Genomic DNA, 18,169 nt, shown 5'->3' with positions numbered 1-18,169 from the left:
TTCTCAGGATGAAGGAAACAGCCGGGGAAGCCGGCGTGGTCAGCGGCGGGCAGGAGAGGCCGACGGAGCCGGCGGCACGAAGGGCCGCGCGGCCGGTGCGAGGGTGCGCGAGGTGCTGGGGCGCGGGGAGGCGGGGATGGTCCGGCGGATGTCGCCTTCCAGCTGGGTGGCGGTGTCCTCCAGGGCGAGGAGGGCCTCGTCCAGACGGTCCTCGATGACGCTCCAGGCCGCGGCACGGGCATCGGCGAGATCGGCGCCGGCGGGGGTGCGGGCGTGCTCGCCGAGGAACGCGCACTGCCGCAGGGCCTCGGCCAACGGCCCCATGGCCCTAGCCGACCCGGCGCTCGCATCCGCCAGGGCACCGGCTGCCCGCATCTCCAGCGGATCCGTGGCATGCGGGCCCTTGAGCTGGGCGATCAGCATCGTCGACGCATCGCGCGTCATCCGGCCCAGGACCGCGAGCTGCGCGCTGGCAGTGGAGGCCACGGTGCTCGGGGCCCGCAGCGCGGGGTTGCCGAGTTCGGCGGCCATGACGCGCAGGGCACGGGCCATGGCCGGCAGCGTGTCCGCCTGGCGGAGCGAGAACGGCACCTGCCGGCCCGCAGGCCGGTGCGCGGTGGTAAGCGGGGGACGGGGAGGGGACATCGTCGTGGGCATGCTGGTGGCGGGGTCTTTCATCGGCTGTGGGTGGGGCGGGAGGCGGTGGTGACGGCGGTGGGCACGGGGGCCGGTGGCTGGGGTGCGTGGGAGAACAGGCCCGTGAACGGCGACGGCACCGCGCGCACCGTGCGGACGGTGGCGGCCTGGGCGGTGGTGCGCTGCCGGGCGGGCACGGGCGGCGACATGGTCCGGGCGGCGGGGGTCTGCCAGGTGGCGAGGGCGTCGTAGACGGGGCTGAGGGCGTGGCCTGCGGGGGTGAGGAGGTAGTCGGCGCCGTGGTGGGTGCCGGAGCGGGTCAGCAGTCCGTCCTCGCGCATCCGCTGGAACCGCGCGCCGGTCGACCCCGACGGCAGGCCGGTGGCCTTGCGCAGTTCACCGTGGGGGAGCGCCCCGGAGCGGGCCAGGGCCAGGACGGCACCGGTGGTGCCCTTGAGGCGCAGCCGCCCCAGCGCGTCCTCCACGCGCTCCGCCCAGGCTGTGGGCGCGTCCGTGGAGAAGTGGCGGTAGTGCCAGTCCGCCAGCGCCTGGTGCACGCTGTGGACGGCGCGTCCGCGGGCGGAGAGCGCGTAGTGGCCGTACCGCGGCTGCTCCACCAACCCGTCGGCCACCGTGCGGTAGAGCACGTGACGCAGATTGTTCATGGAGGTCCAGGGCATGGCCTGCGCGATCTCGCCCATGCGCAGCTGCTCGTGCTGGCGGAGCGTCTGCAGGACCCACGTGGTCTGCTGGGGCGCCAACTGCTCCAGGGCGCGGGTGATCGACTCCTGGCGGGACGAAGCCGGGGACAAGGACATCGCGAGGGACATGGTGCTGCTTTCGAAGAAGACGAGCGGGCCGGGAAGGCGCTGCGCGGGACGGGCGGGTGCGGGCTACCGGCGTGCGGCCGGGCGCCCGGGGACGGCAGGGCGCGATGCGGCCGGCTGGGCGGTGGCCGGAGGTGATGCGGTGGTGGTCCGTCGCGGGGTGCGGGGGCGTATGCCGGTGACGGTGGGCACGCCCGTGGGTGTCCAGCGGTGCGGGTTGTTACTGAAGCGGGTCAGGGGGTCGGTGGCCCAGTCGACTACGGGCCCGCGGCTCGCGTGGGTGAGGGGGATGGTCTCGATGCCGTGGGGGTGCAGGATGTAGGCCCACTCCAGCCATCCGGCGGACGCGGCCCGCGCATTCAATGTCATGCGCGGGGCGGGTATGCCGTCGGCGGTGACGGCCGACGAGTGGGGGTCGCTGTCGCCCATGGTGTCGGCGCCCAGCGCGGTGCGGACCGGTTCGGGGGCGCCGTGGAGGAGGTCGGCGCCCAGGCCGCTCCAGCTGGGGACGGTATCGATCAGGTGCCGGGCGAGCGCCTCGGTGTCACCGCCGAACCGGTGCCGACGGGCGGCGAGGAGGAGGGGGAGGTGGTGGCTGGGATAGCCGTCCCAGTGGACATAGATCCCCTCGAAGCCCCCGCCCGGGGCGGGGCGGGCGATGCACGATCGCGTGGCCAAAGGTCGTTCTCCTAAAGGAAGCGTTGGGGAAGGGGGGCTGGTCAACCGGTGCCCGGGGCGGGCTACTGCATCCGGGCGTCTGTATCGAACAGTGCCAATTCCTCGGGGTGGAGGAGGTGTTGGACGATGAACGACCGGCCGGCGACCTTCCACAGTCCGCGTCCGCGGTTGAGGTGGGCGATGGCCTGGGACTCGACGGAGGTCAGTCCGAGCAGGGAGGCGGCGGCGAGGAGCTGGTCGGCTTCCTGGCGGTAGATGATGCGCGTGGAGCAGTCGGCGAGCAGGCCCTCGGCCAGGGCACGTCCGCGGGAACCGGCGTCACCGGCGGTCAGCAGGTCCGACAGCCGGTGGATGACCATGAGGTTGGCGATGCCCAGGCCGCGGCTCAGCTTCCACTGGGCCTGCATGCGTTCCAGCAGGCCGGCGTGGCGCATCAGGCGCCATGCCTCGTCGTAGACGACCCAGCGCCGTCCGCCGTCGGGGTCGGCGAGCGCGGCCTCCATCCAGGCGGAGGCGCAGGTCATGGCGAGGACGAGGCCGGTGTCGTCGCCCGCGCTGCCCAGGCGGGAGAGGTCGATGGTCAGCATCGGGCTGCGCGGGTCGAAGGTGACGGTGGATGGGGCGTCGAACATCCCGGCCAGGTCGCCGGCGACCAGGCGGCGCATGGCGTGGGCGAGGTCGCGGGCCGCCTCCCCGAGATGCCCGGAGAGCTCGCCGCCCGCCGTGTCGAGGCGGGTGCTGTCGTTGAGGGTGCGGGCGATGTCACCGAGCAGCGGGGCCGTTCCGTGCTGGGCGGCGTGGAGGGTGACGAGGTCGAGGGCGATGTCGAGCGCGGTGTGCTCCATCGGCAGCAGGTCCCGCCCGAGCACGGTGCGGGCCAGCGACCCCAGCAGCATCAGCCGCCGCTTACGGACCTCGCCAGCCCAGTCCTCCGCGCTGACGTGCTCCGGCCGGGCCGGGGCGTCCAGCGGGTTGAGGCGGCCGGGCAGGCCGGGGCCGAGCGCGATGGTCGTCCCGCCCAAGGCCCGGGCGACAGCGGTCCATTCGCCCTTCGGATCACACGGCACGTAGATGCGGTAGCCGAACGCCACGCTGCGCAGGGCGAAGCTCTTGGCCAGCGCCGATTTGCCCATGCCGATCACGCCCGCCAACAGCACGTTGGGGTTGGTGAAGCCGTCGAGCTTGCCGTAGAGGGCGAACGGGTCGAAGACGAAGGACGCTTCGGCGTGGACGTCACGGCCGATGTAGGTGCCTTCCGCGCCGAGGCCGCCCTCGGCGAGGAACGGGTAGGCGCCGGCGGCGACGGCGGTGGTCATGCGGTGCGGGGGCAGCTTGAGCCTGCCGCCACGCGCCGAGGCCGGTCCGGGCCGGCCGCCCGCGGGGTAGAGGGGCAGCGGGGCGTCCTCGCCGGCGCGGGTGGCCTGGTCGTGGGCGGGGACGGCGTCGCGGGCCTGGTCACGGGCGGCGGCCAGCTGCTGACGGGCCCGGCGACGCTGCTGACGGTCAGCGCTTGCGGGGGTGAACAGCAGTGCGGCGGAGGCCCTGCGGGTGGACCGGAGGTTCATGCGGTGGTGCTCGTCTTTCGGCAAAAGGCGGGGCGGTGCTAGGCGGCGCGGGGGTGGAGGGGGTGGCCGTGGAGCGGGGGACGGAGATCTGCGGGGGTGGTGCGGCGCCGGATCAGGGCGGTGGCGCGCCGGTGGCGCCGGCAGGGACCGGAGCGGGTGGTCTGGTCTGCGGGGGTGTGGTGGTAGGCGGTGTGGAGGTGGTCGGCGGTCTGCCACAGCCGGGTCCGGGCCGCCGCCAGCTCGGCTGTCTGGGCGGACGAGGTGCCGGGGGCGGTTTCGGTGAGGTGGTCGAGGAGGCGGTGCAGGACGGTGAGGTGGTGGTGGAGGGCGTCGATGTGGGGGCGGTCCGCGGCCAGGACCGGGGACCGGTCGGGGAAGCGGCTGCTGTGCGCGGTGGCGGTGTGGTGCTGCAGTGCGGTGGTGGCGTGGGTGAGGTGGGCGAGGGGTTCGCCGGGGGTGGTCAGCGGGGTGAATTCCTTTGTGCAGGCGGGGGGTTAGTGGGTGGTGCGGGCGAGGGGCAGGGCGGCGGTGGCGAACGCCTGGGGCTGCTGGCACAGCAGCCGGCGCAGGTCGACCTGGGCGGAGACGGCCGCCGTCTCGACTTGGGCGCAGGCGGCGTCGAGCTGCTCGTTGCTGTCGGCGGAGACGGTCAGCAGGCCGGTGAGGGCGACGTCGGCGTGCCCGGCGATCAGCTGCCGCTCACGGACCTTGACGTCGGCGTACTCGACGCTGTCCTCCTCGCTGTCGACCTGCCCGCGGCGCTGGCGTTCGGCGGCGTCGGCGATGATCGTGGCCTTGCGGCGCTGGACGTCCTTGAGTGCTTCTTCGAGTCGCTGGGGGACGTAGATGAGGGAGAAGGAGCGGCGGACTCCGGCGGAGAACAGCAGCCCGTGCAGGAAGCCGCAGCCTGCTTCGGTGCGGGGCCAGTTCTCGATCCAGTAGGTGGCGTGGTGGCCGCCGTCGGTGGTCAGCCGGTCGGTGTCCTCGACCTGGACCACGGGCCCGGCTGCCGAGGGGTGGGCCTCGGCCCGGCCGGTGGGCGACCACTGCTGCAGGGCGGAGAGAGCGCTGGGCTGGTAGGCGGTGCGGATGACCGCGGAGATCTCCCGGGCCGTGAGCCAGCCGGTGATGGTCAGTCCGGCGGTGCGGGCGGCCTGGGCGAGGGTGGTGGTGGTCTGCTGGAGGACGGTGAAGCCGCCCGTGGTGCCGCCGCCGGCCTGCTGGATCAGCCGTCGCGCGGCCTTCATGTCCAGGGCGATCACCAGGTATGCCTCGTGCGGGGCGGCGGCGGGGCCGGCGGCGGCGACGAGCTCGGCGTAGATGTCGCCCGCGACGCTGCCGGGCTGGCCGTGGCCGGCCCAGTGCCGGGTCAGCGCGTCGCCGGAGTCGGGCACCGTGCGCTCCAGGACCTGGACCGCCTTGATGTGCCCGGTGCGGGCCAGGCCCGCCAGGGTACGGCCCCACCCCTGGACGCCGGCGTTCTGCGTGGCCGGGTCCAGCAGGGCGAAAGCACGGCTGGAGACGCGCGCGACGGCGGTCAGGGTGTTCGCGCGGGGGTCGTGGATCGCGGCGAGCTGCCCGTCGTACGAGGTGAACACCCGCAGCGAGGCGTCGGTGCCGGGGAGGTGGAGCATGCCCTCGGCGGTGGGCCGGGTGGCGGGGCGGGCGAGCCACTGGTGCTGGCCGAGCAGACGGCGGAGAAGGAAACGCACGATGACGGGGGTCCAGTCGGTCAGGGAGAGTCCGCCGCGGCGGATGAGCACGAGAGCGGCGACGGCGGCCCACAGCGGGGCCAGGACGACGGCGCCGGACAGACCGGTGGTGACGACGGTGAGCATCAGCACCGTGAGCGCACCGGAGGTCAGGACCAGCTGCGCCAGCGACAGGCCCAGCAGAATGCCGCGGCGCGAGCGGTGCGGGAACTTCACCGTCATCGGCTCGACGGTCAGATGGTCAGGCAAAGCAACAGCCGTTCGTCGTACGGAACATGAGAAGCGGGGGGGGTGAGGCCGGCCCGGGGGCGGGGATGCCCGCCTGGGGTGGGGCGGGCATCCCCGGACCGGTGGTTTTACGGGCCGGTGGGCGGGCGTGAAGTGGTCGCGCGGGGAAGCGGCGCGGTGACATCCGGGCCCTGCGGCGACAGCCCGCCCATGCCGCCCCCACCTGCGCCTGTTCCCGCGGCCACCGCGGTGGAGACGCCGGGCGGTGCCGGGGCGGCGCCGGCGGCCAGCTGCCCCATCTCCGCCAGCGGAGAGCCGCTGCCGGAAGCGGAACCGGAGGACTGCGAGGCAGCCGCTGCGAACGACGGCACACTCGGAACACCGGCAGTCCCCTCGGGACCACCCGATTCCTCCAGCCCGCCGGACGACGAGCCGTTGCCCGAGCCAGCCTGCGGGGAAATGTCCTTGCCCGGAGCGCTGTCCGTGTTCAGGCCGGGGACCGTCGAGGGCCCCTGGGGGGCCGCGGCGAGCGCGCCCGCGCCGCCGGCGGACATGGCCGTGGCCTTGCGGGCGGTGCTCTGCGCGGTGCGGGAGGCGGCAGCCAGGCCGGCGCCGCCGGAGCGGTGCAGGTCCATTCCCTGGTTGCCGTCGGCCGCCCAGTGCACGAACTTGTACGTCATGTAGGGGGCGAGCAGGACCATGACCATCACGACGATGCCGGCCATCGCGTCCGACAGGGCCGCCAGGCCGCCCTTGGCATCGGTCTTTCCCATGGCGGAGACGCCGAGCAGGAAGATGATCGTCATCACGAGCTTGCTCACCACCAGGGTGGCGGTGGCTTCGATCCAGCCGCGGCGCCACCGCTTGGCGGCCTCCCACCCGCCGCCCGCGCCGGCGAAGCAGGCGAGGGTGACCAGGACGAGGATGCCGACCTTGCGGACCATCATCACGCACCAGAACAAGAACGCCCCGATGGCCGCCCCGATGGCCACGAACGTGGGCACCAGCCACCCGAGTTCATACATGCCGCCGTACTGGGACACCTTGATCATGCGCCGCACAGCATCGGAGATCGAGGAGTTCGCCGCCTTGAACAGTCCGTCGCTCAGGGCGTCGACGGCGGTCAGGGCGACGGTGGTGAACGCGATCGCGCCGAAGGCGAACATGACACCCACCGCGGTGCCGGTGAACGCCTGGGCCAGGGCCTGGCCGTCGCGCCGCCAGGCCGCGCGCACGAGCTGGAAGCAGAACGTGCCGACCAGCATGGTCAGCGCGATCGGCAGGACCAGCGCGTAGTTGTCGCGGAACCAGGTGGCGTTCAGGTCGATCGTGGTGGTGGAGTCGATGGCCTTGGCCGCCAGGTCGGCGGCGCTGGCGGCGAGTTCACCGACGCTCTTGGCGATCCAGGCGCCGAGACCTTCGGTGATCGACTTGCCAGGGTCGCCGACGAAGTCGATCGCGTCGACGACCGAGCAGACCTTGTCGACCAGGGGGACGTCGCAGATGCCCACGGGGGTGGCTGCCTCTTAACTCAACAGAAGACGGGCGGGGTTACGGGGCGACGCGGGGCGCGACGCCGGACAGGGCGCAGTACGCGTCGGGGCGGCACTGGACGGCCAGGGTGATCGCGCGGGCCTCGGCCCCCGCACCGCCGCCGTCCCACGCGATGGACTGCTTGCCGCTGACCGTCACCGCGTACACGTACGCGGCCGTGATTGCGCCGGGGTCATCGGCGAGGGCGGCCTTGAACGCCTGCGGCATATGGGCCTCGACGGCCTTGGCGTCGGCGTGCTGGCCGTTGTCGTGCATCCGCGACCACAGGGTTGGATCCGGCACCAGCGCTTCGACGGAATCGAAGTCGGCGTACTTCTTCTCGCTGGTCATCGCTGCCTGTAGCCCCTTGACGTGCCGGGCCTGGGTGAGCGTGCGGGTGTCGTAGGCCCACAGGGCCTCGGCCGCGGCTTTCGCGAAGACGACCGGGTCACGGGTACGCGGCGGAGACGGCACCGCACCCTTCGCGCCGTCGGCGGATGCCCGGGCAGGAGACGCTGGGGAGGCGGACCTCGCCGTGGGCGGGGCGTCGTCGCCGGTGAGGCAGGCGATGCCCGTGGCGCCGGCGGTCACTGCGGCCAGGAGAGCGGCGCCGGTGGCGATCCGGCTCCGGGCCGGCCACTGGCGGGTGCGTGCGAGCAGGCCCTCGGGCAGGGAGAACAGGGAGGAGAAGTGTTTCTTCATTAGTGGACTTGCGATCCCAGGCTGGAGAAGAACGTCACGATGCCGTTGGCGGCGCCCAGTCCGAGGGCACAGCCTGCGGAGACGACGGCGCCCTTCTTGCCGTTGGCTTCGGCCTGGTGGCCGCCGGTGTAGTGGCCCCAGGCCCACACGGCCAGGGAGACGGCGAGGGCGCCGACGATCGCGATGATCGAGAACAGGTTGATGGAGGAGATGATCTTCTTCAGGACGTCCAGTCCTGGCAGACCGCCCTCGGTCGGCGAGATGCCGGGGTTGTAGGCGAGGTAACGGACGTGATCGGCCAAGGTCACTGGCGGAAGGACTCCTTACTCGCACGCCGTCGGAAAAAGGGCATGCGGAAAACGGGGACGGGGAAAAAACGGGTGGGGGATGATCCGGGGCGAGTGCCCTGAAGGGGAAAGAGGCCGGCGGGGCGGGTGTCAGGTGACGATGCGGCGGGCGGCGAGGATCTGGGGCTTCCAGTCCGCGACCGTGGCGATCCGCACCACATCACCGGTCTTGGGCGCGTTGATGATCAATCCGCTGCCGATCACCATGCCCACGTGCTCGGGCACTGCGGCGCTGCCGCGGGTGAACACCAGGTCACCCGGCTTGAGTTCGCCTGTGGAGACGGCCTTGCCCTCGCCGACCTGGGTATAGGTCGTGCGGGTGAGCCCCACACCGGCCGCGTGATACGACATCTGCATCAGCGACGAGCAGTCGCACCGGCCCATCGGATCACTGCCGTGCGGGTTCGAGCACGTGCCGCCCCACTGGTAGGGGGTGCCGAGCGTGCCGAGCGCCCAGCGGATCGCCGTCTGCACCGTCTTCGGAGCGTCCTTGGGGATCTCGTACCCTTTCGGCACCGCACCCGCCGGGATCGGACCGAAGGCGCTGCCGTCCGGACCGCCACTGCAACCGGCCTTCCCTGCACGGCCGTCCGCCTTCTCGGCGGCCTGCTGCTTCTCGGTATCAGCCGACTTGCGCTTGTCCGCCTCTGGCAGCGTCTTCGCGATCGCCTCCTGCAACGCCCGCGCCACCGGCTCCCACTGCGCGTACGCATCCGGGTAGGCCGAGCGCTGTACGGCCTGGGCGGCCTGCGTCACCGACAACTGCTCCCAGCCGTGGACATCGCGCAGTGCGTCGTAGAACTTGGTGGAGGCGTGGACGGGGTCGCGGACCTGGGCCGGGGTGCCCCAGCCCTGGGACGGCCGCTGCTGGAACAATCCCAGCGAATCGCGGTCGCCGTAGTCGAGGTTGCGCAGCCGTGACTCCTGCATCGCGGTCGCCAGCGCGACGACCTGCCCGCGGGCCGGGATGCCCATCGCGAAGCCGGTCACCACGATCGTCTTCGCGTTGGGGATCTGCTCCTCGGGAAGCTCGAGTCCCTCGACCTTGACCTTGTCGCCCTTGTTGCCGCTCAGGATGGACTGCACCTGCTTGGCGACGGCCTCGGTGTCGACCGAACCGCCACTGGTGCCGGAACAGCCCGCGGCCGTGGCGCCACCGCTGCCGGCGGCGGCCACCGCGGCGGTCCCGGCCAGCAGCAGCGGCGATAGCGCGGCGATCCCGATCACGGCCGTGAGAGCGGCCTTCACCGGCCCAGCCGGGACGGTCTACCGGAACACAGGGCCGGTATCGGAAAAGGGCATGGGGGTGCCACGACGGATCCTTTGGGTGAGTGGGGCGCAATTCCGGGTGGTTCTCGTGTCAAAGAGGCCCGGGACTGCACGGGTTGCTGATCTCTCCACGCAAGCGGGAGGTGAATGTGGAAGATCCGTTCCCCGGATCTGGCGGAGTTGCCGCTCCGTCGGGATCAGGGCACACGGAAAAGGATCAAAGGGCTAACACGGGAGAGGTCCTTCGCTGCACGGTGAACTCGCCCCCGAAGAGGAAACGGGGGCATGGGAGAAGGGGCCGCCCGGAGTGAGGTCCGTGGCGGCGATGCCTCCGACTGTAGACCAGGTTTTTCAGACTACTTGGAGAGCGATCTTGAAATGGGTCTGGGATTTGGAGACTTCACCGTGAAGCCCAGGGGAGTCTGCGGCGGATGCCCTACAGTCGGAGCCGTTGCGCGTTCGGCGCCCCGCGGTTCTGTGGGCCTCGATTCCTGCGCCGTATCTCCCTCTTCCCTTTCCCCGACCCTGGGACCCGTATGACCTTTTCCCTTCACCAGGGCGATGCCCTGACCGTCCTCGCCTCCCTGCCCGACAACAGCGTCGACGCCGTGATCACCGACCCCCCGTACAACTCCGGCGGGCGTACGGCCAAGGAGCGCACCTCGCGCACGGCACGCGAGAAGTACACCAGCGGTGATGCACAGCACGCGCTGGCCGATTTCCCGGGCGAGAACATGGACCAGAGGAGTTTCACGTTCTGGCTGACTCAGATCCTCACCGAGGCGCACCGGGTGACCCGCAGCGGCGGGGCGCTGGTGCTGTTCACCGACTGGCGGCAGGCCGGCTCCGTCTCGGACGCGATGCAGGCCGCGGGCTGGACGTGGTCGGGAACCATGGCCTGGCACAAGCCCGCCGCCCGCCCGAGGAAGGGCGCCTTCAACCAGAACTGCGAATTCATGCAGTGGGGAGTGAAGGACCGTCTCGACGGGGACCGGAACCCGGTGTACCTGCAGGGGATGTATTCGGCGTCGCAGCCGCGCAAGGGCCGCCAGCACATCACCCAGAAACCGGTCGGGGTGATGCAGGAGCTGGTGAAGGTCTGCCCGCCCGGCGGCATAGTCCTGGACTTCTGTATGGGATCGGGATCGACCGGCGTCGCGGCACTGCTGGAGGGCCGCGACTTCATCGGCATTGAAAAGACCCGGCACTACACCGACATCGCCCGGGCCCGCCTGACCGAGACCCTGCAGCGCGAGCCCACCCAGGACGACTTCACCCTCGCCGGCCCCGCCGCCTGATCCCCCCTCGCCACCGAAAATCCCTGCACCGCCTACACGGCCTGCGCGCGGGGTGACCTGCCCTCTGTGAAAGGACGTATTTGCCCGACTCCCACGATCCGGATCCGGACGGCATACCCGAGCCGGTCCGCCTGAACGGCCCGGAACTCGCCGACCTGTCGGCGAATGTGCAGCGGCTCATCGGCCAGTCCCAGGAGCAGGCCCGCCTCCTCGACCAACTCGCCACCGAACCACCCGCCCCATACCCCGCCCCAGGCGCCGACTTCGCCACCTTGCCCCCGCTGCCCGGCGCTGAGCCGCTGTTCATCGTGGCGATGGAGGGCGAGGCGTACGAGCGGGAGCTCGACGACCTCACCGACTGGGTCGACCTGGTGCTCCTGCCGTACTACGGGCGGGAGATCACCGCGAGTGCGCCCTGGTGCTTCTCGTGGGACCGGCACCCGGAGGCGGTGGCCCGACTGCACGCGCTGTGGCTGGCCTGGCAGCAGCACCTGGACCCGGAGTCCGGACCGTCGGGGATATCCACCTGGCACCGCGACCACCTCGACCACACCCTCGCCCAACTCCGCGCACCCAACGGACCGTTCGCCGCGTGCACCACGAACCCGTCCCGGCCCTCCCACCGGCTGCTGCCCGGCCCCCAGCCGCCCACGGACACGACACCGAAGGCCGGTAGCGCGGCGTGAGCAGGCCGCGCTTCGGCTTCGCCGCCGACCCGCGGGCCCTGGACGACCTGCGCGAAGCACCCCAGAAAATCCGGGACCTGGCACTGCTGGCCCTGCAAGAACTCGTGCACGGCGAGCAGCGCGGCCAGCGCCTGGGCGAGCGATGGGGACGGGATCTGTCCGACTGCCGCAAGCTCTACGTCGACGCCCACGTCGACTGGCGCCTGGTCTACCAGGAACGCCCCGCCCCGCCGGGCAGCGAACACCGCCAGGAGATCTTCCTGGTCGCCATGCGCCCGCGGGCCGGTTTCGAGGCGTACAACGCCACTTTCCACCGGCTCGGCCGCCAGCACGGAACGCCGGCGCCGCGCGTACAGGCGGCCCGCGCCCGCTCACCCCGCATCGCCACCACCGCCCCACCCCGGACCACCGCGTCCACCGCTCTCACCGCCTCTGCACCCGCACCGGCCGCGCCCACCGCCAGGCCTGCTCCCTCCGCTCCGAAAGGCATGACCCGATGACCACCTCCTGCTCGCCCACCCCTGCCCGTCTGCCCGGCCCGTCGGACTGCGAGGCCGGCACTGTACGGCTGCTGCACCAGGCCATCACCACCGTTCACCAGGACCTGCGCCACCTCGAAGCGCAGCTGTGGCAGCACCTGGCCTCCGCTCTCGACACCGAGCCGCCCACCACCCCGGCGGCGATCGGCCACCACGCCGCTGCCCGCGCCGTACTCAAGGAACGTGCCGCGCGCGACGCGTTCTTCGCCCTCCTCGTTGACGCTCTGGAGTACCTGCCGGACCTGTCCTGCGTGACGGCCGAGGAGGACGAAGAGGAAGGCGTGCTGCTGTGGCAGTGCCGGGACGCCTTCACCGCCCAGGGCGACCCGGAGGTGCTGTCCACCGCGGAGCTGCTGCGGGCCCTCAACGGCCACCCACAGGCAGCAGGCGAGGAGATCACGTCCCGGACCCTGGCGCAGTACCTCGCCCCGTTCGGGATCCGACCGCAGAACATCACCGTCGGGAGCCGGCGACTGAAGGGATACCGCAAGACCGCCTTCGACAACATTCTCCAGCGGTGAGCGCCGGCGCCCCCGCCCGGCCGGCAGCGCCGACGGGACGTGCTGACTGGGACGCGCGGGTGGAAGCGGCGACCGGCATGGACATCGAGCTCCTGCACCGCGACGCGGAACACGAAGTGGGCGGTGTGGGGCGTCTCATCCGCGCGCACCGGGCGCTGCGCGATGCCGAGCGGGCCGCGGACTACCACCGCTCCGTCCTGCACCGTCTCTCCGGTGATCACCTCACCGTCGATGACGCTCTCGTCGCCCGCATCCACCGCACGGCGGACCAGCTGGCGGACGCCGCCCGCCAGCGCGAGGTCCGCGTCGCCGAGCTGCTGGACGCCCTGATACCGGTGGAGGAGCAGGCCCGTTCGGCCCGTGGTCTTGCGCTGGTGGAGCTGTCGTCACCAGATCTCGCCGCGCTGACGGCCATCGCCGCGGGCGGAGCGGTCCTGCGCGAACACCTGGTCACCCACCGCCTCTCAGCGATGACCGCCGATGGCACCCGCGTGACCTGGGCCGCCCTCCAGCGCCTGGAGGCTCACGGCCTGACCACCAGGGACGGCACCCGTCCCCTGCACGTCGGCCAGCCCGTCACCCTCACCGACGCAGGCCGCGCGGTCCTCGACCAGGCCCGCCACACCCGCCGCTCCACCCCGCCGGCCACGGTGGAGCGCAGTCCCATCGCCCTCGCGGCGACCCGCCTGCTGTCCGCCCCCTCCACTCCACGCCGCTAGCCCCCGACACACCACGCCGCCCGCACCACGAACGTCCGACCAGAAAGCCGCCTTGAGCCATTCACCACAGTCCACCGCCCCCGGACCGGACCTCCGCCTCGACGGGTACACCCTGGCCGACGAGGACCAGGACCACCTCGACGCCCTGACCGCCGACCCCATCTGCCTGACCGAGCTGGTGGCCCACCACAGCGCGGACGGCCTGCGCAGCGATCTCGTCTGGCACGATTCGACCGCCACCTTCGGACTGCCGGGCGCCCCGCAGCTGCTGGCCATGACGGTAACCCGCACCCCGGAGCACCGCACGGCCCGGCGCCCGCCCGGCACCGTTCCCGGCCCGGCGCACATATCACTGCCGTCGGCTACCACCCGGCGGAGCCGATGAGCACCGCCCCACCCCCGTCCGGGTCCGCAACGGCCGGAGCGTCGAGCATGGACCACACGATCGAGACGGCCCTCGGTCACCGCCCCGCCGAGATGATCCAGCAGCACGCCCCGGGTGCCCGATCGCCCCTGCAGCACCGCGTCCTCGAACTCCGCGAACTCCTCGCCGCCGCCGAACGCCAGCTGGCCGACGCACGCGAGTACCTTCACCAGGCCACCGCACCCGGACAGGACCCGCACACCGGTGACCTTGCCGACGCCCTCCAGCGGTACGCGGTCGGCCAATATGCCCGCGACCGCCACCATGCCGCCCTCACCGACCTGCTGCGCACCATGCCCCCCGCCCGCACCGCCCGGCCACCGGCCGTCACGGCCGCCCGGCTACCACCGCGCCCCGCGACGGTGACCACCTCGCCCCGCCGCACCCGCTGACCCCTCCCCGGCTCACCAGAGAAGCCCGTGGAATACCAAGTCCCTCCATTGCAGCGGGAAGTGGAACGCGCCTTCGGCCAGCCGTTGGAACGCCTGCGCCAGCGCGTCCGGAGCCCCGGCGCCGACCCTCTGCTCGACGTCGCCCTCGGCATCTTCGACCACCTCGCGTTCGCCGAGCACGTCCTGGCCGCTCAAAAGGAGCGGCTGCGCGAACTGGCCGACCCTGGCCACGCCATCGGCGACGCCGACGTCAGCCACATCCTCGACTGCGCCCAGCGCCTGGCCAAAGCCCACACCGCCCGCACCGCACACACCACCGCCCTGACCGCCCTCCTCACCGCCCCCGCCTCCCGCACCGCCCCGCCGCCCCGCCGCGCCGCACACCCCGCCCCCCGCAGCCGCTGACCCCTCGGACAAGGAAGCCCCCGTCATGCCCCCGTCTCACACGACCCCGCCACCCACGACCGTCCCTTTTGCCGCCGATCTGCGGCGGGTGGAGCAGGCTCTCACCATGGCCGGCCCCCGCTGGACCGTCCAGGTGCTGGATGCCCTGCGTGAGCACGGCCCGCTGCGCTACGTACAGATCCAGCACCGGGTGCCGGGCCTGGGGGACGCCTCGGTGACGGCACGCCTGCGCGCGCTGACCGACGACGGCCTCCTCGACCCGGCCCACCACGCGGCCTGGGGCGAATACCTCCTGACCGACCGCGGCCACACCCTGGCCACCGCCCTTGCCCCCCTGGCAGATTGGGCCACCGCCCACCTCGACCCCGCTACCGGCCCGCTCACCACGGCCGAGCAGATCGAGGACGCCCTGCTGCTGATCACCCCGCGCTCGGCCACCGCCATCGTGTGGACACTGCGAGCCCACGGACCGCTGCGCGCCACCGAGCTCGGACAGACAGCCTGTCCGCACCTGCACCGCGCCACGGTCTCCAACCGCCTCCGGCAGCTGACCGACGACGGCCTCATCGAACGCACCCACCCGTCCCAGCGCGCCCCCTACCAACTCACGGCTGCCGCAACGGCCCTGGCCGCCACCTACACCAGCCTCTCCCACTGGGCAGCGGGCACGCCGGAGGGAGCCCGTGCCCGTCACCCGGTCTGGAACGCTGAAACCCTCACTGTTCCAGCCGGATCGTCCTGCCGCGCGTCCAACGCGGTGTGAATCGTTGACGGTTGCTGGTGCCGGGCCGGTGCCCGCATGAATCATCCCTACCGCGAGCGCCCTGCACATCCGTGCGGGGCGCTCGCGTTTTCCAGGGAGCGGCATGCCATGGAAGGCGCTTACCTCATGGGCGCGTTCGGAGCCGCATCGCGCAGCGGATGTTCTCCCCTGGCAGAGCGGGCCGGTGACGGCTGGAAGCCCGGCGGGGCCCCATGTCACAGTCACCGGACCGACAAAACCACAGGTCAACGAAGGGATCACCGGATGACCATCGATGTGCCGCCAGCGCCGGGGTTCACCGCCAGCGTCGCGGAACTCCGGCTGCGCCCCTGGCTCATCGGCCCAGGCCAGCCCGCCCTGGTCACCAGCCAGTTCACCGACCGGGACTGGACGCACGTCGTCGACGACCTCTCCAACGTGCACATCCAGTCCAGGGACGGCCGGGTCTACCTCGGCTGGTACCCCGTCCCCCGCCCCGGACGCGAACACGAGGGCTGGAAGATCACGGTCACCGGCACCGCCGACCAGCCCGGCTGGAACGCTTCCTTCGACAGCGAGACCCCCGCCGAACTCGTCGCCGGACTCCTCGCCACCCTCATCAGCACCCCGGACCGAAGCCGGTCCCCCTTCCCGCGCGATACCGCAGAACAGGACAACTCCTGTGCCTGACCTCACCGTCCGCATGCTGCGCCGTCTCCTCGACGGATGCGATCCCGGCGCCGTCGTCCGCCTGGCCGTCTGCCCCGACTTCCCCTTCGCCCACCACGTCACGGGCTATGTCGCCGGGGTGGACGAGGGCGGGCAGCAGATCGTCTTCCTCGCCGACGGCGGACAGCAGGACTACCTGCCCCACCCCGTGGCCGCAGCCCTCGGCTGGACCGGCACCCCGGACACCAGCACCAAGAACGTGCTTCATCTTCCCGTCCCCGGATAGGAAATGACCTTGAACTCCCCTCCCGGCAGCCCCTCCCACGACGCTTCGGCCGGGGGTCTGCCCTGGCCCGGGGCGCCGGGCAGTCCGCTGTACCTGGTCTCCCCGCGCTACCTGGCCGGCGACGACGGACTCCTGGGCGAGCGTGTCGCCGGCACCCTCCGCGCGGCCGGCTGGACCTGCTGGACCACCCGTCGCCAGGCCGTCCACCTCTACGACCGCGACCAGCTGCGCATCGCCGAATGGTCCCCCCAGGACCCCGACTTCCTTCTCGACGACCACCCGGTCGGGTGGCGCTTCGCCGCCCGCACCGGCCGCCACGAACCACCGCTGTGGCACGCCTACTTCACCACCGGAACCCCGCACGAGCTGGTCGCTGGGTTCGCCACAGCGCTCGCGCGACTGCCTGAGGCGACTCCCGGGCCACTGTCTGTTGGGTCCGTGCTGGGGCCGCTGGCCGAGGCCGGCTGGTCCACCGACCCCACCGACCCCGGCGGCGCCTACCACGCACCCCGCCTCCAGGCATGGGTCCGCCACCAGCCGCTCGGCGACCTGCTCGAGGCCGGCGACCCCGCCACCGGAAGACACGGCCACGCCGCCTGGGCCCAGGCCACGGCCACCACCCCGTACCAGTGGTCCGCCGTCTTCAGCCCCTCCACCCCGTCCCAGCTGATCGAGGCGTTCTGCACCGCGCTCGCTGACCCCGCCCCCGTCCCCCGCACCACGCTCCCGGACGGCACCGACGGACACCTCCACCTCACCTTCCCCACTCCGTGAACCACGCTGGCCGCCCGCCCGGGCACGGCCCCGCTTGCCGGAAGGCACCCGCCGCATGACGATTCCCCTGCTGCCTCTGTCCGCCTCGGCCACCGCCACGCTCCATTACGGCGTCCTGACCGCGGACGGTCCCCCGGTGACCGCGTGCGGCCTCACCTCCCCGCTCCTGCGGGGCATCACCGCCCCGCGGGCCCAGGAGTGCGCGCAGTGCACCCGCGCCCGCGCCGTCCTGCTCGCCCCGCCCGCCGAACCCCAGCGCCGCCTCGCCGATGGCGCCGGCCCCAAGGCCGCCGGACACCTCCAGCTCCCCGGGCAACTGCGGGCCTACTGCGGCAAAACCCTCGGCAGCACCACGGCCCCGGCCAAAGCCAGACCGTGCCACCCGTGCAACTACCTCGCCCTCCTCATCGCCACCGTACGGACCACGGCCGAGGTGACCCGCACCCGGACGGCAATATCCGGTACCGGGGAACGGTGGGAAGCCCAGGCCCTGTGGGATGACGGCGAGCACCAGGATGTCCTGCCCGCCGCACGCTCCCCAGAACGCTTCGCGTGAAGACCCCCTGCCGCGCGCTTTACCCACCGACGGAGCCCCCCTTGTCCCGCAAGTCTCTTGCGGGACAAGGGGGGCTCCGTCATGTCCGTGGCTGTGATGCTGGAGGTGTTGTCACTGGGTGTTCTGCGGGGCTTTGCATGCTTTGCCGCGTCACCATCGGATGTGAGACAGACACAGAGCCACTGACGTGCGGGCTCGCGTGTCCTGCGTGCCGGTCCATCGTTCTCCTGACGACGCGTAATCGGATCTTCCGCTTGCCGGAGAGGGTCTATCATGATTTAGGTGTTTTTAGGCCTTTTGGCCTAGTGGTTTTTGGTTGGGCCGACCGGCCTATACCCGTCCGGCGGTAAGGCGGCCGTCGAAGAGCTGGTCGAACTCGTTGAGGGCGGTCTTCCACTTGTTGTTCCACCGCTTGCGGCCGCGTCCGGACGGATCGAGGGCGAGGGTGGCCAGGTAGATCCTCTTGAGCGCCGCCTGCTCGCTGGGGAAATGTCCGCAGGCCGTGGCGGCCCTGCGGTAGCGGGCGTTGAGGGACTCGATGCTGTTGGTCGTGTAGACGACCTCGCGGATCGCGTCGGGGAACGCCAGGAAGGGCACGAACTCGCTCCAGGCCCGCTCCCACACCGCGGCGACACTGCCGTACTTCTTGCCCCACTTGGCA

24 protein-coding genes are annotated in these 18,169 nt (G+C 71.9%); 13 read left to right on the top strand and 11 right to left on the bottom strand.

The window, feature by feature from the left end; genetic code table 11:
* Positions 1-39: 39 nt before the first annotated feature.
* From ACLHRZ_RS30440 to ACLHRZ_RS30395, 10 genes are all read right to left on the bottom strand, one after another.
* Positions 40-678, bottom strand: a complete 639-nt coding sequence (locus ACLHRZ_RS30440; protein ID WP_490421791.1) for a hypothetical protein — start codon at positions 676-678, stop codon at positions 40-42.
* A complete protein-coding gene (locus tag ACLHRZ_RS30435) occupies positions 675-1,466 on the bottom strand; it encodes a winged helix-turn-helix transcriptional regulator (RefSeq protein WP_490421790.1) in 792 nt (263 codons plus the stop codon). The genes ACLHRZ_RS30440 and ACLHRZ_RS30435 overlap by 4 nt, the downstream gene beginning before the upstream one ends.
* Positions 1,467-1,529: 63 nt before the next feature.
* On the bottom strand, positions 1,530-2,141 hold the full coding sequence (locus ACLHRZ_RS30430; protein ID WP_490421789.1) for a hypothetical protein: 612 nt from the start codon (positions 2,139-2,141) through the stop codon (positions 1,530-1,532).
* Positions 2,142-2,203: 62 nt separating this feature from the next.
* A complete protein-coding gene (locus ACLHRZ_RS30425; protein ID WP_490421788.1) occupies positions 2,204-3,706 on the bottom strand; it encodes an ATP-binding protein in 1,503 nt (500 codons plus the stop codon).
* 38 nt (positions 3,707-3,744) lie between these two features.
* Positions 3,745-4,170, bottom strand: coding sequence for a DUF6238 family protein (locus ACLHRZ_RS30420; protein ID WP_490421827.1), 426 nt, complete (start codon positions 4,168-4,170; stop codon positions 3,745-3,747).
* Between the two features lie 30 nt (positions 4,171-4,200).
* Positions 4,201-5,640, bottom strand: a complete 1,440-nt coding sequence (locus ACLHRZ_RS30415) for an SCO6880 family protein (RefSeq protein WP_490421787.1) — start codon at positions 5,638-5,640, stop codon at positions 4,201-4,203.
* Positions 5,641-5,774: 134 nt separating this feature from the next.
* A complete protein-coding gene (locus ACLHRZ_RS30410) occupies positions 5,775-7,157 on the bottom strand; it encodes an SCO6881 family protein (protein ID WP_490421786.1) in 1,383 nt (460 codons plus the stop codon).
* A gap of 40 nt (positions 7,158-7,197) precedes the next feature.
* Positions 7,198-7,881 carry a hypothetical protein gene (locus ACLHRZ_RS30405; RefSeq protein ID WP_490421785.1) on the bottom strand — a complete coding sequence of 228 codons (684 nt, stop codon included), beginning with the start codon at positions 7,879-7,881 and terminating at the stop codon, positions 7,198-7,200.
* Positions 7,881-8,189, bottom strand: coding sequence for a DUF6112 family protein (locus tag ACLHRZ_RS30400; RefSeq protein WP_490421784.1), 309 nt, complete (start codon positions 8,187-8,189; stop codon positions 7,881-7,883). The genes ACLHRZ_RS30405 and ACLHRZ_RS30400 overlap by 1 nt, the downstream gene beginning before the upstream one ends.
* A 129-nt stretch (positions 8,190-8,318) precedes the next feature.
* Positions 8,319-9,476 (bottom strand): C40 family peptidase, encoded by a 1,158-nt coding sequence (locus ACLHRZ_RS30395; protein WP_490421783.1) that lies wholly within the window; start codon positions 9,474-9,476, stop codon positions 8,319-8,321.
* Positions 9,477-10,033: 557 nt separating this feature from the next.
* Here ACLHRZ_RS30395 and ACLHRZ_RS30390 point away from each other — a divergent pair.
* The 13 genes from ACLHRZ_RS30390 to ACLHRZ_RS30330 all read left to right on the top strand — a co-directional run bounded on the left by ACLHRZ_RS30390 (position 10,034) and on the right by ACLHRZ_RS30330 (position 17,508).
* Complete coding sequence (locus ACLHRZ_RS30390; RefSeq protein WP_490421782.1) at positions 10,034-10,795, top strand: DNA-methyltransferase; 762 nt, start codon at positions 10,034-10,036, stop codon at positions 10,793-10,795.
* Between the two features lie 80 nt (positions 10,796-10,875).
* Positions 10,876-11,481, top strand: a complete 606-nt coding sequence (locus ACLHRZ_RS30385; protein ID WP_490421781.1) for a DUF4913 domain-containing protein — start codon at positions 10,876-10,878, stop codon at positions 11,479-11,481.
* Positions 11,478-11,981, top strand: a complete 504-nt coding sequence (locus ACLHRZ_RS30380; protein WP_490421780.1) for a hypothetical protein — start codon at positions 11,478-11,480, stop codon at positions 11,979-11,981. The genes ACLHRZ_RS30385 and ACLHRZ_RS30380 overlap by 4 nt, the downstream gene beginning before the upstream one ends.
* Complete coding sequence (locus ACLHRZ_RS30375) at positions 11,978-12,541, top strand: DUF3631 domain-containing protein (RefSeq protein WP_490421779.1); 564 nt, start codon at positions 11,978-11,980, stop codon at positions 12,539-12,541. The genes ACLHRZ_RS30380 and ACLHRZ_RS30375 overlap by 4 nt, the downstream gene beginning before the upstream one ends.
* Positions 12,538-13,260: a hypothetical protein gene (locus ACLHRZ_RS30370; RefSeq protein ID WP_490421778.1), complete on the top strand. Its 723-nt coding sequence runs from the start codon at positions 12,538-12,540 to the stop codon at positions 13,258-13,260. The genes ACLHRZ_RS30375 and ACLHRZ_RS30370 overlap by 4 nt, the downstream gene beginning before the upstream one ends.
* A gap of 52 nt (positions 13,261-13,312) precedes the next feature.
* Complete coding sequence (locus tag ACLHRZ_RS30365) at positions 13,313-13,645, top strand: hypothetical protein (protein ID WP_490421777.1); 333 nt, start codon at positions 13,313-13,315, stop codon at positions 13,643-13,645.
* Between the two features lie 47 nt (positions 13,646-13,692).
* Positions 13,693-14,076 (top strand): hypothetical protein, encoded by a 384-nt coding sequence (locus ACLHRZ_RS30360; protein ID WP_490421776.1) that lies wholly within the window; start codon positions 13,693-13,695, stop codon positions 14,074-14,076.
* A 27-nt stretch (positions 14,077-14,103) separates the two neighbouring features.
* Positions 14,104-14,481, top strand: a complete 378-nt coding sequence (locus ACLHRZ_RS30355; RefSeq protein ID WP_490421775.1) for a hypothetical protein — start codon at positions 14,104-14,106, stop codon at positions 14,479-14,481.
* Positions 14,482-14,506: 25 nt separating this feature from the next.
* Complete coding sequence (locus ACLHRZ_RS30350) at positions 14,507-15,244, top strand: winged helix-turn-helix transcriptional regulator (RefSeq protein ID WP_490421774.1); 738 nt, start codon at positions 14,507-14,509, stop codon at positions 15,242-15,244.
* 264 nt (positions 15,245-15,508) lie between these two features.
* Complete coding sequence (locus tag ACLHRZ_RS30345; RefSeq protein WP_490421773.1) at positions 15,509-15,913, top strand: SPDY domain-containing protein; 405 nt, start codon at positions 15,509-15,511, stop codon at positions 15,911-15,913.
* Positions 15,906-16,178, top strand: coding sequence for a hypothetical protein (locus ACLHRZ_RS30340; RefSeq protein WP_490421772.1), 273 nt, complete (start codon positions 15,906-15,908; stop codon positions 16,176-16,178). Before ACLHRZ_RS30345 ends, ACLHRZ_RS30340 begins: the two co-directional genes overlap by 8 nt.
* A 9-nt stretch (positions 16,179-16,187) precedes the next feature.
* Positions 16,188-16,952, top strand: coding sequence for an SPDY domain-containing protein (locus ACLHRZ_RS30335; RefSeq protein WP_490421771.1), 765 nt, complete (start codon positions 16,188-16,190; stop codon positions 16,950-16,952).
* A gap of 55 nt (positions 16,953-17,007) precedes the next feature.
* On the top strand, positions 17,008-17,508 hold the full coding sequence (locus ACLHRZ_RS30330) for a hypothetical protein (RefSeq protein ID WP_490421770.1): 501 nt from the start codon (positions 17,008-17,010) through the stop codon (positions 17,506-17,508).
* A 330-nt stretch (positions 17,509-17,838) separates the two neighbouring features.
* Here ACLHRZ_RS30330 and ACLHRZ_RS30325 read toward each other — a convergent pair.
* A partial coding sequence (locus ACLHRZ_RS30325) for a transposase (protein ID WP_490421769.1) occupies positions 17,839-18,169 on the bottom strand: 331 nt, incomplete at its 5' end.

It is taken from the genome of Streptomyces sp. AM25, from assembly GCF_058146165.1.
Note: the sequence above shows the minus strand (reverse complement) of the source record. Positions and strands in the feature narration are given on the sequence as shown.

Coding starts and splice junctions, on each gene's coding strand:
- ACLHRZ_RS30440 (WP_490421791.1), bottom strand. CDS start 678: ATGAAAGACCCCGCCACCAGCATGCCCACGACGATGTCCCCTCCCCGT.
- ACLHRZ_RS30435 (WP_490421790.1), bottom strand. CDS start 1,466: ATGTCCCTCGCGATGTCCTTGTCCCCGGCTTCGTCCCGCCAGGAGTCG.
- ACLHRZ_RS30425 (WP_490421788.1), bottom strand. CDS start 3,706: ATGAACCTCCGGTCCACCCGCAGGGCCTCCGCCGCACTGCTGTTCACC.
- ACLHRZ_RS30415 (WP_490421787.1), bottom strand. CDS start 5,640: ATGACGGTGAAGTTCCCGCACCGCTCGCGCCGCGGCATTCTGCTGGGC.
- ACLHRZ_RS30405 (WP_490421785.1), bottom strand. CDS start 7,881: ATGAAGAAACACTTCTCCTCCCTGTTCTCCCTGCCCGAGGGCCTGCTC.
- ACLHRZ_RS30390 (WP_490421782.1), top strand. CDS start 10,034: ATGACCTTTTCCCTTCACCAGGGCGATGCCCTGACCGTCCTCGCCTCC.
- ACLHRZ_RS30375 (WP_490421779.1), top strand. CDS start 11,978: ATGACCACCTCCTGCTCGCCCACCCCTGCCCGTCTGCCCGGCCCGTCG.
- ACLHRZ_RS30360 (WP_490421776.1), top strand. CDS start 13,693: ATGGACCACACGATCGAGACGGCCCTCGGTCACCGCCCCGCCGAGATG.
- ACLHRZ_RS30350 (WP_490421774.1), top strand. CDS start 14,507: ATGCCCCCGTCTCACACGACCCCGCCACCCACGACCGTCCCTTTTGCC.
- ACLHRZ_RS30345 (WP_490421773.1), top strand. CDS start 15,509: ATGACCATCGATGTGCCGCCAGCGCCGGGGTTCACCGCCAGCGTCGCG.
- ACLHRZ_RS30330 (WP_490421770.1), top strand. CDS start 17,008: ATGACGATTCCCCTGCTGCCTCTGTCCGCCTCGGCCACCGCCACGCTC.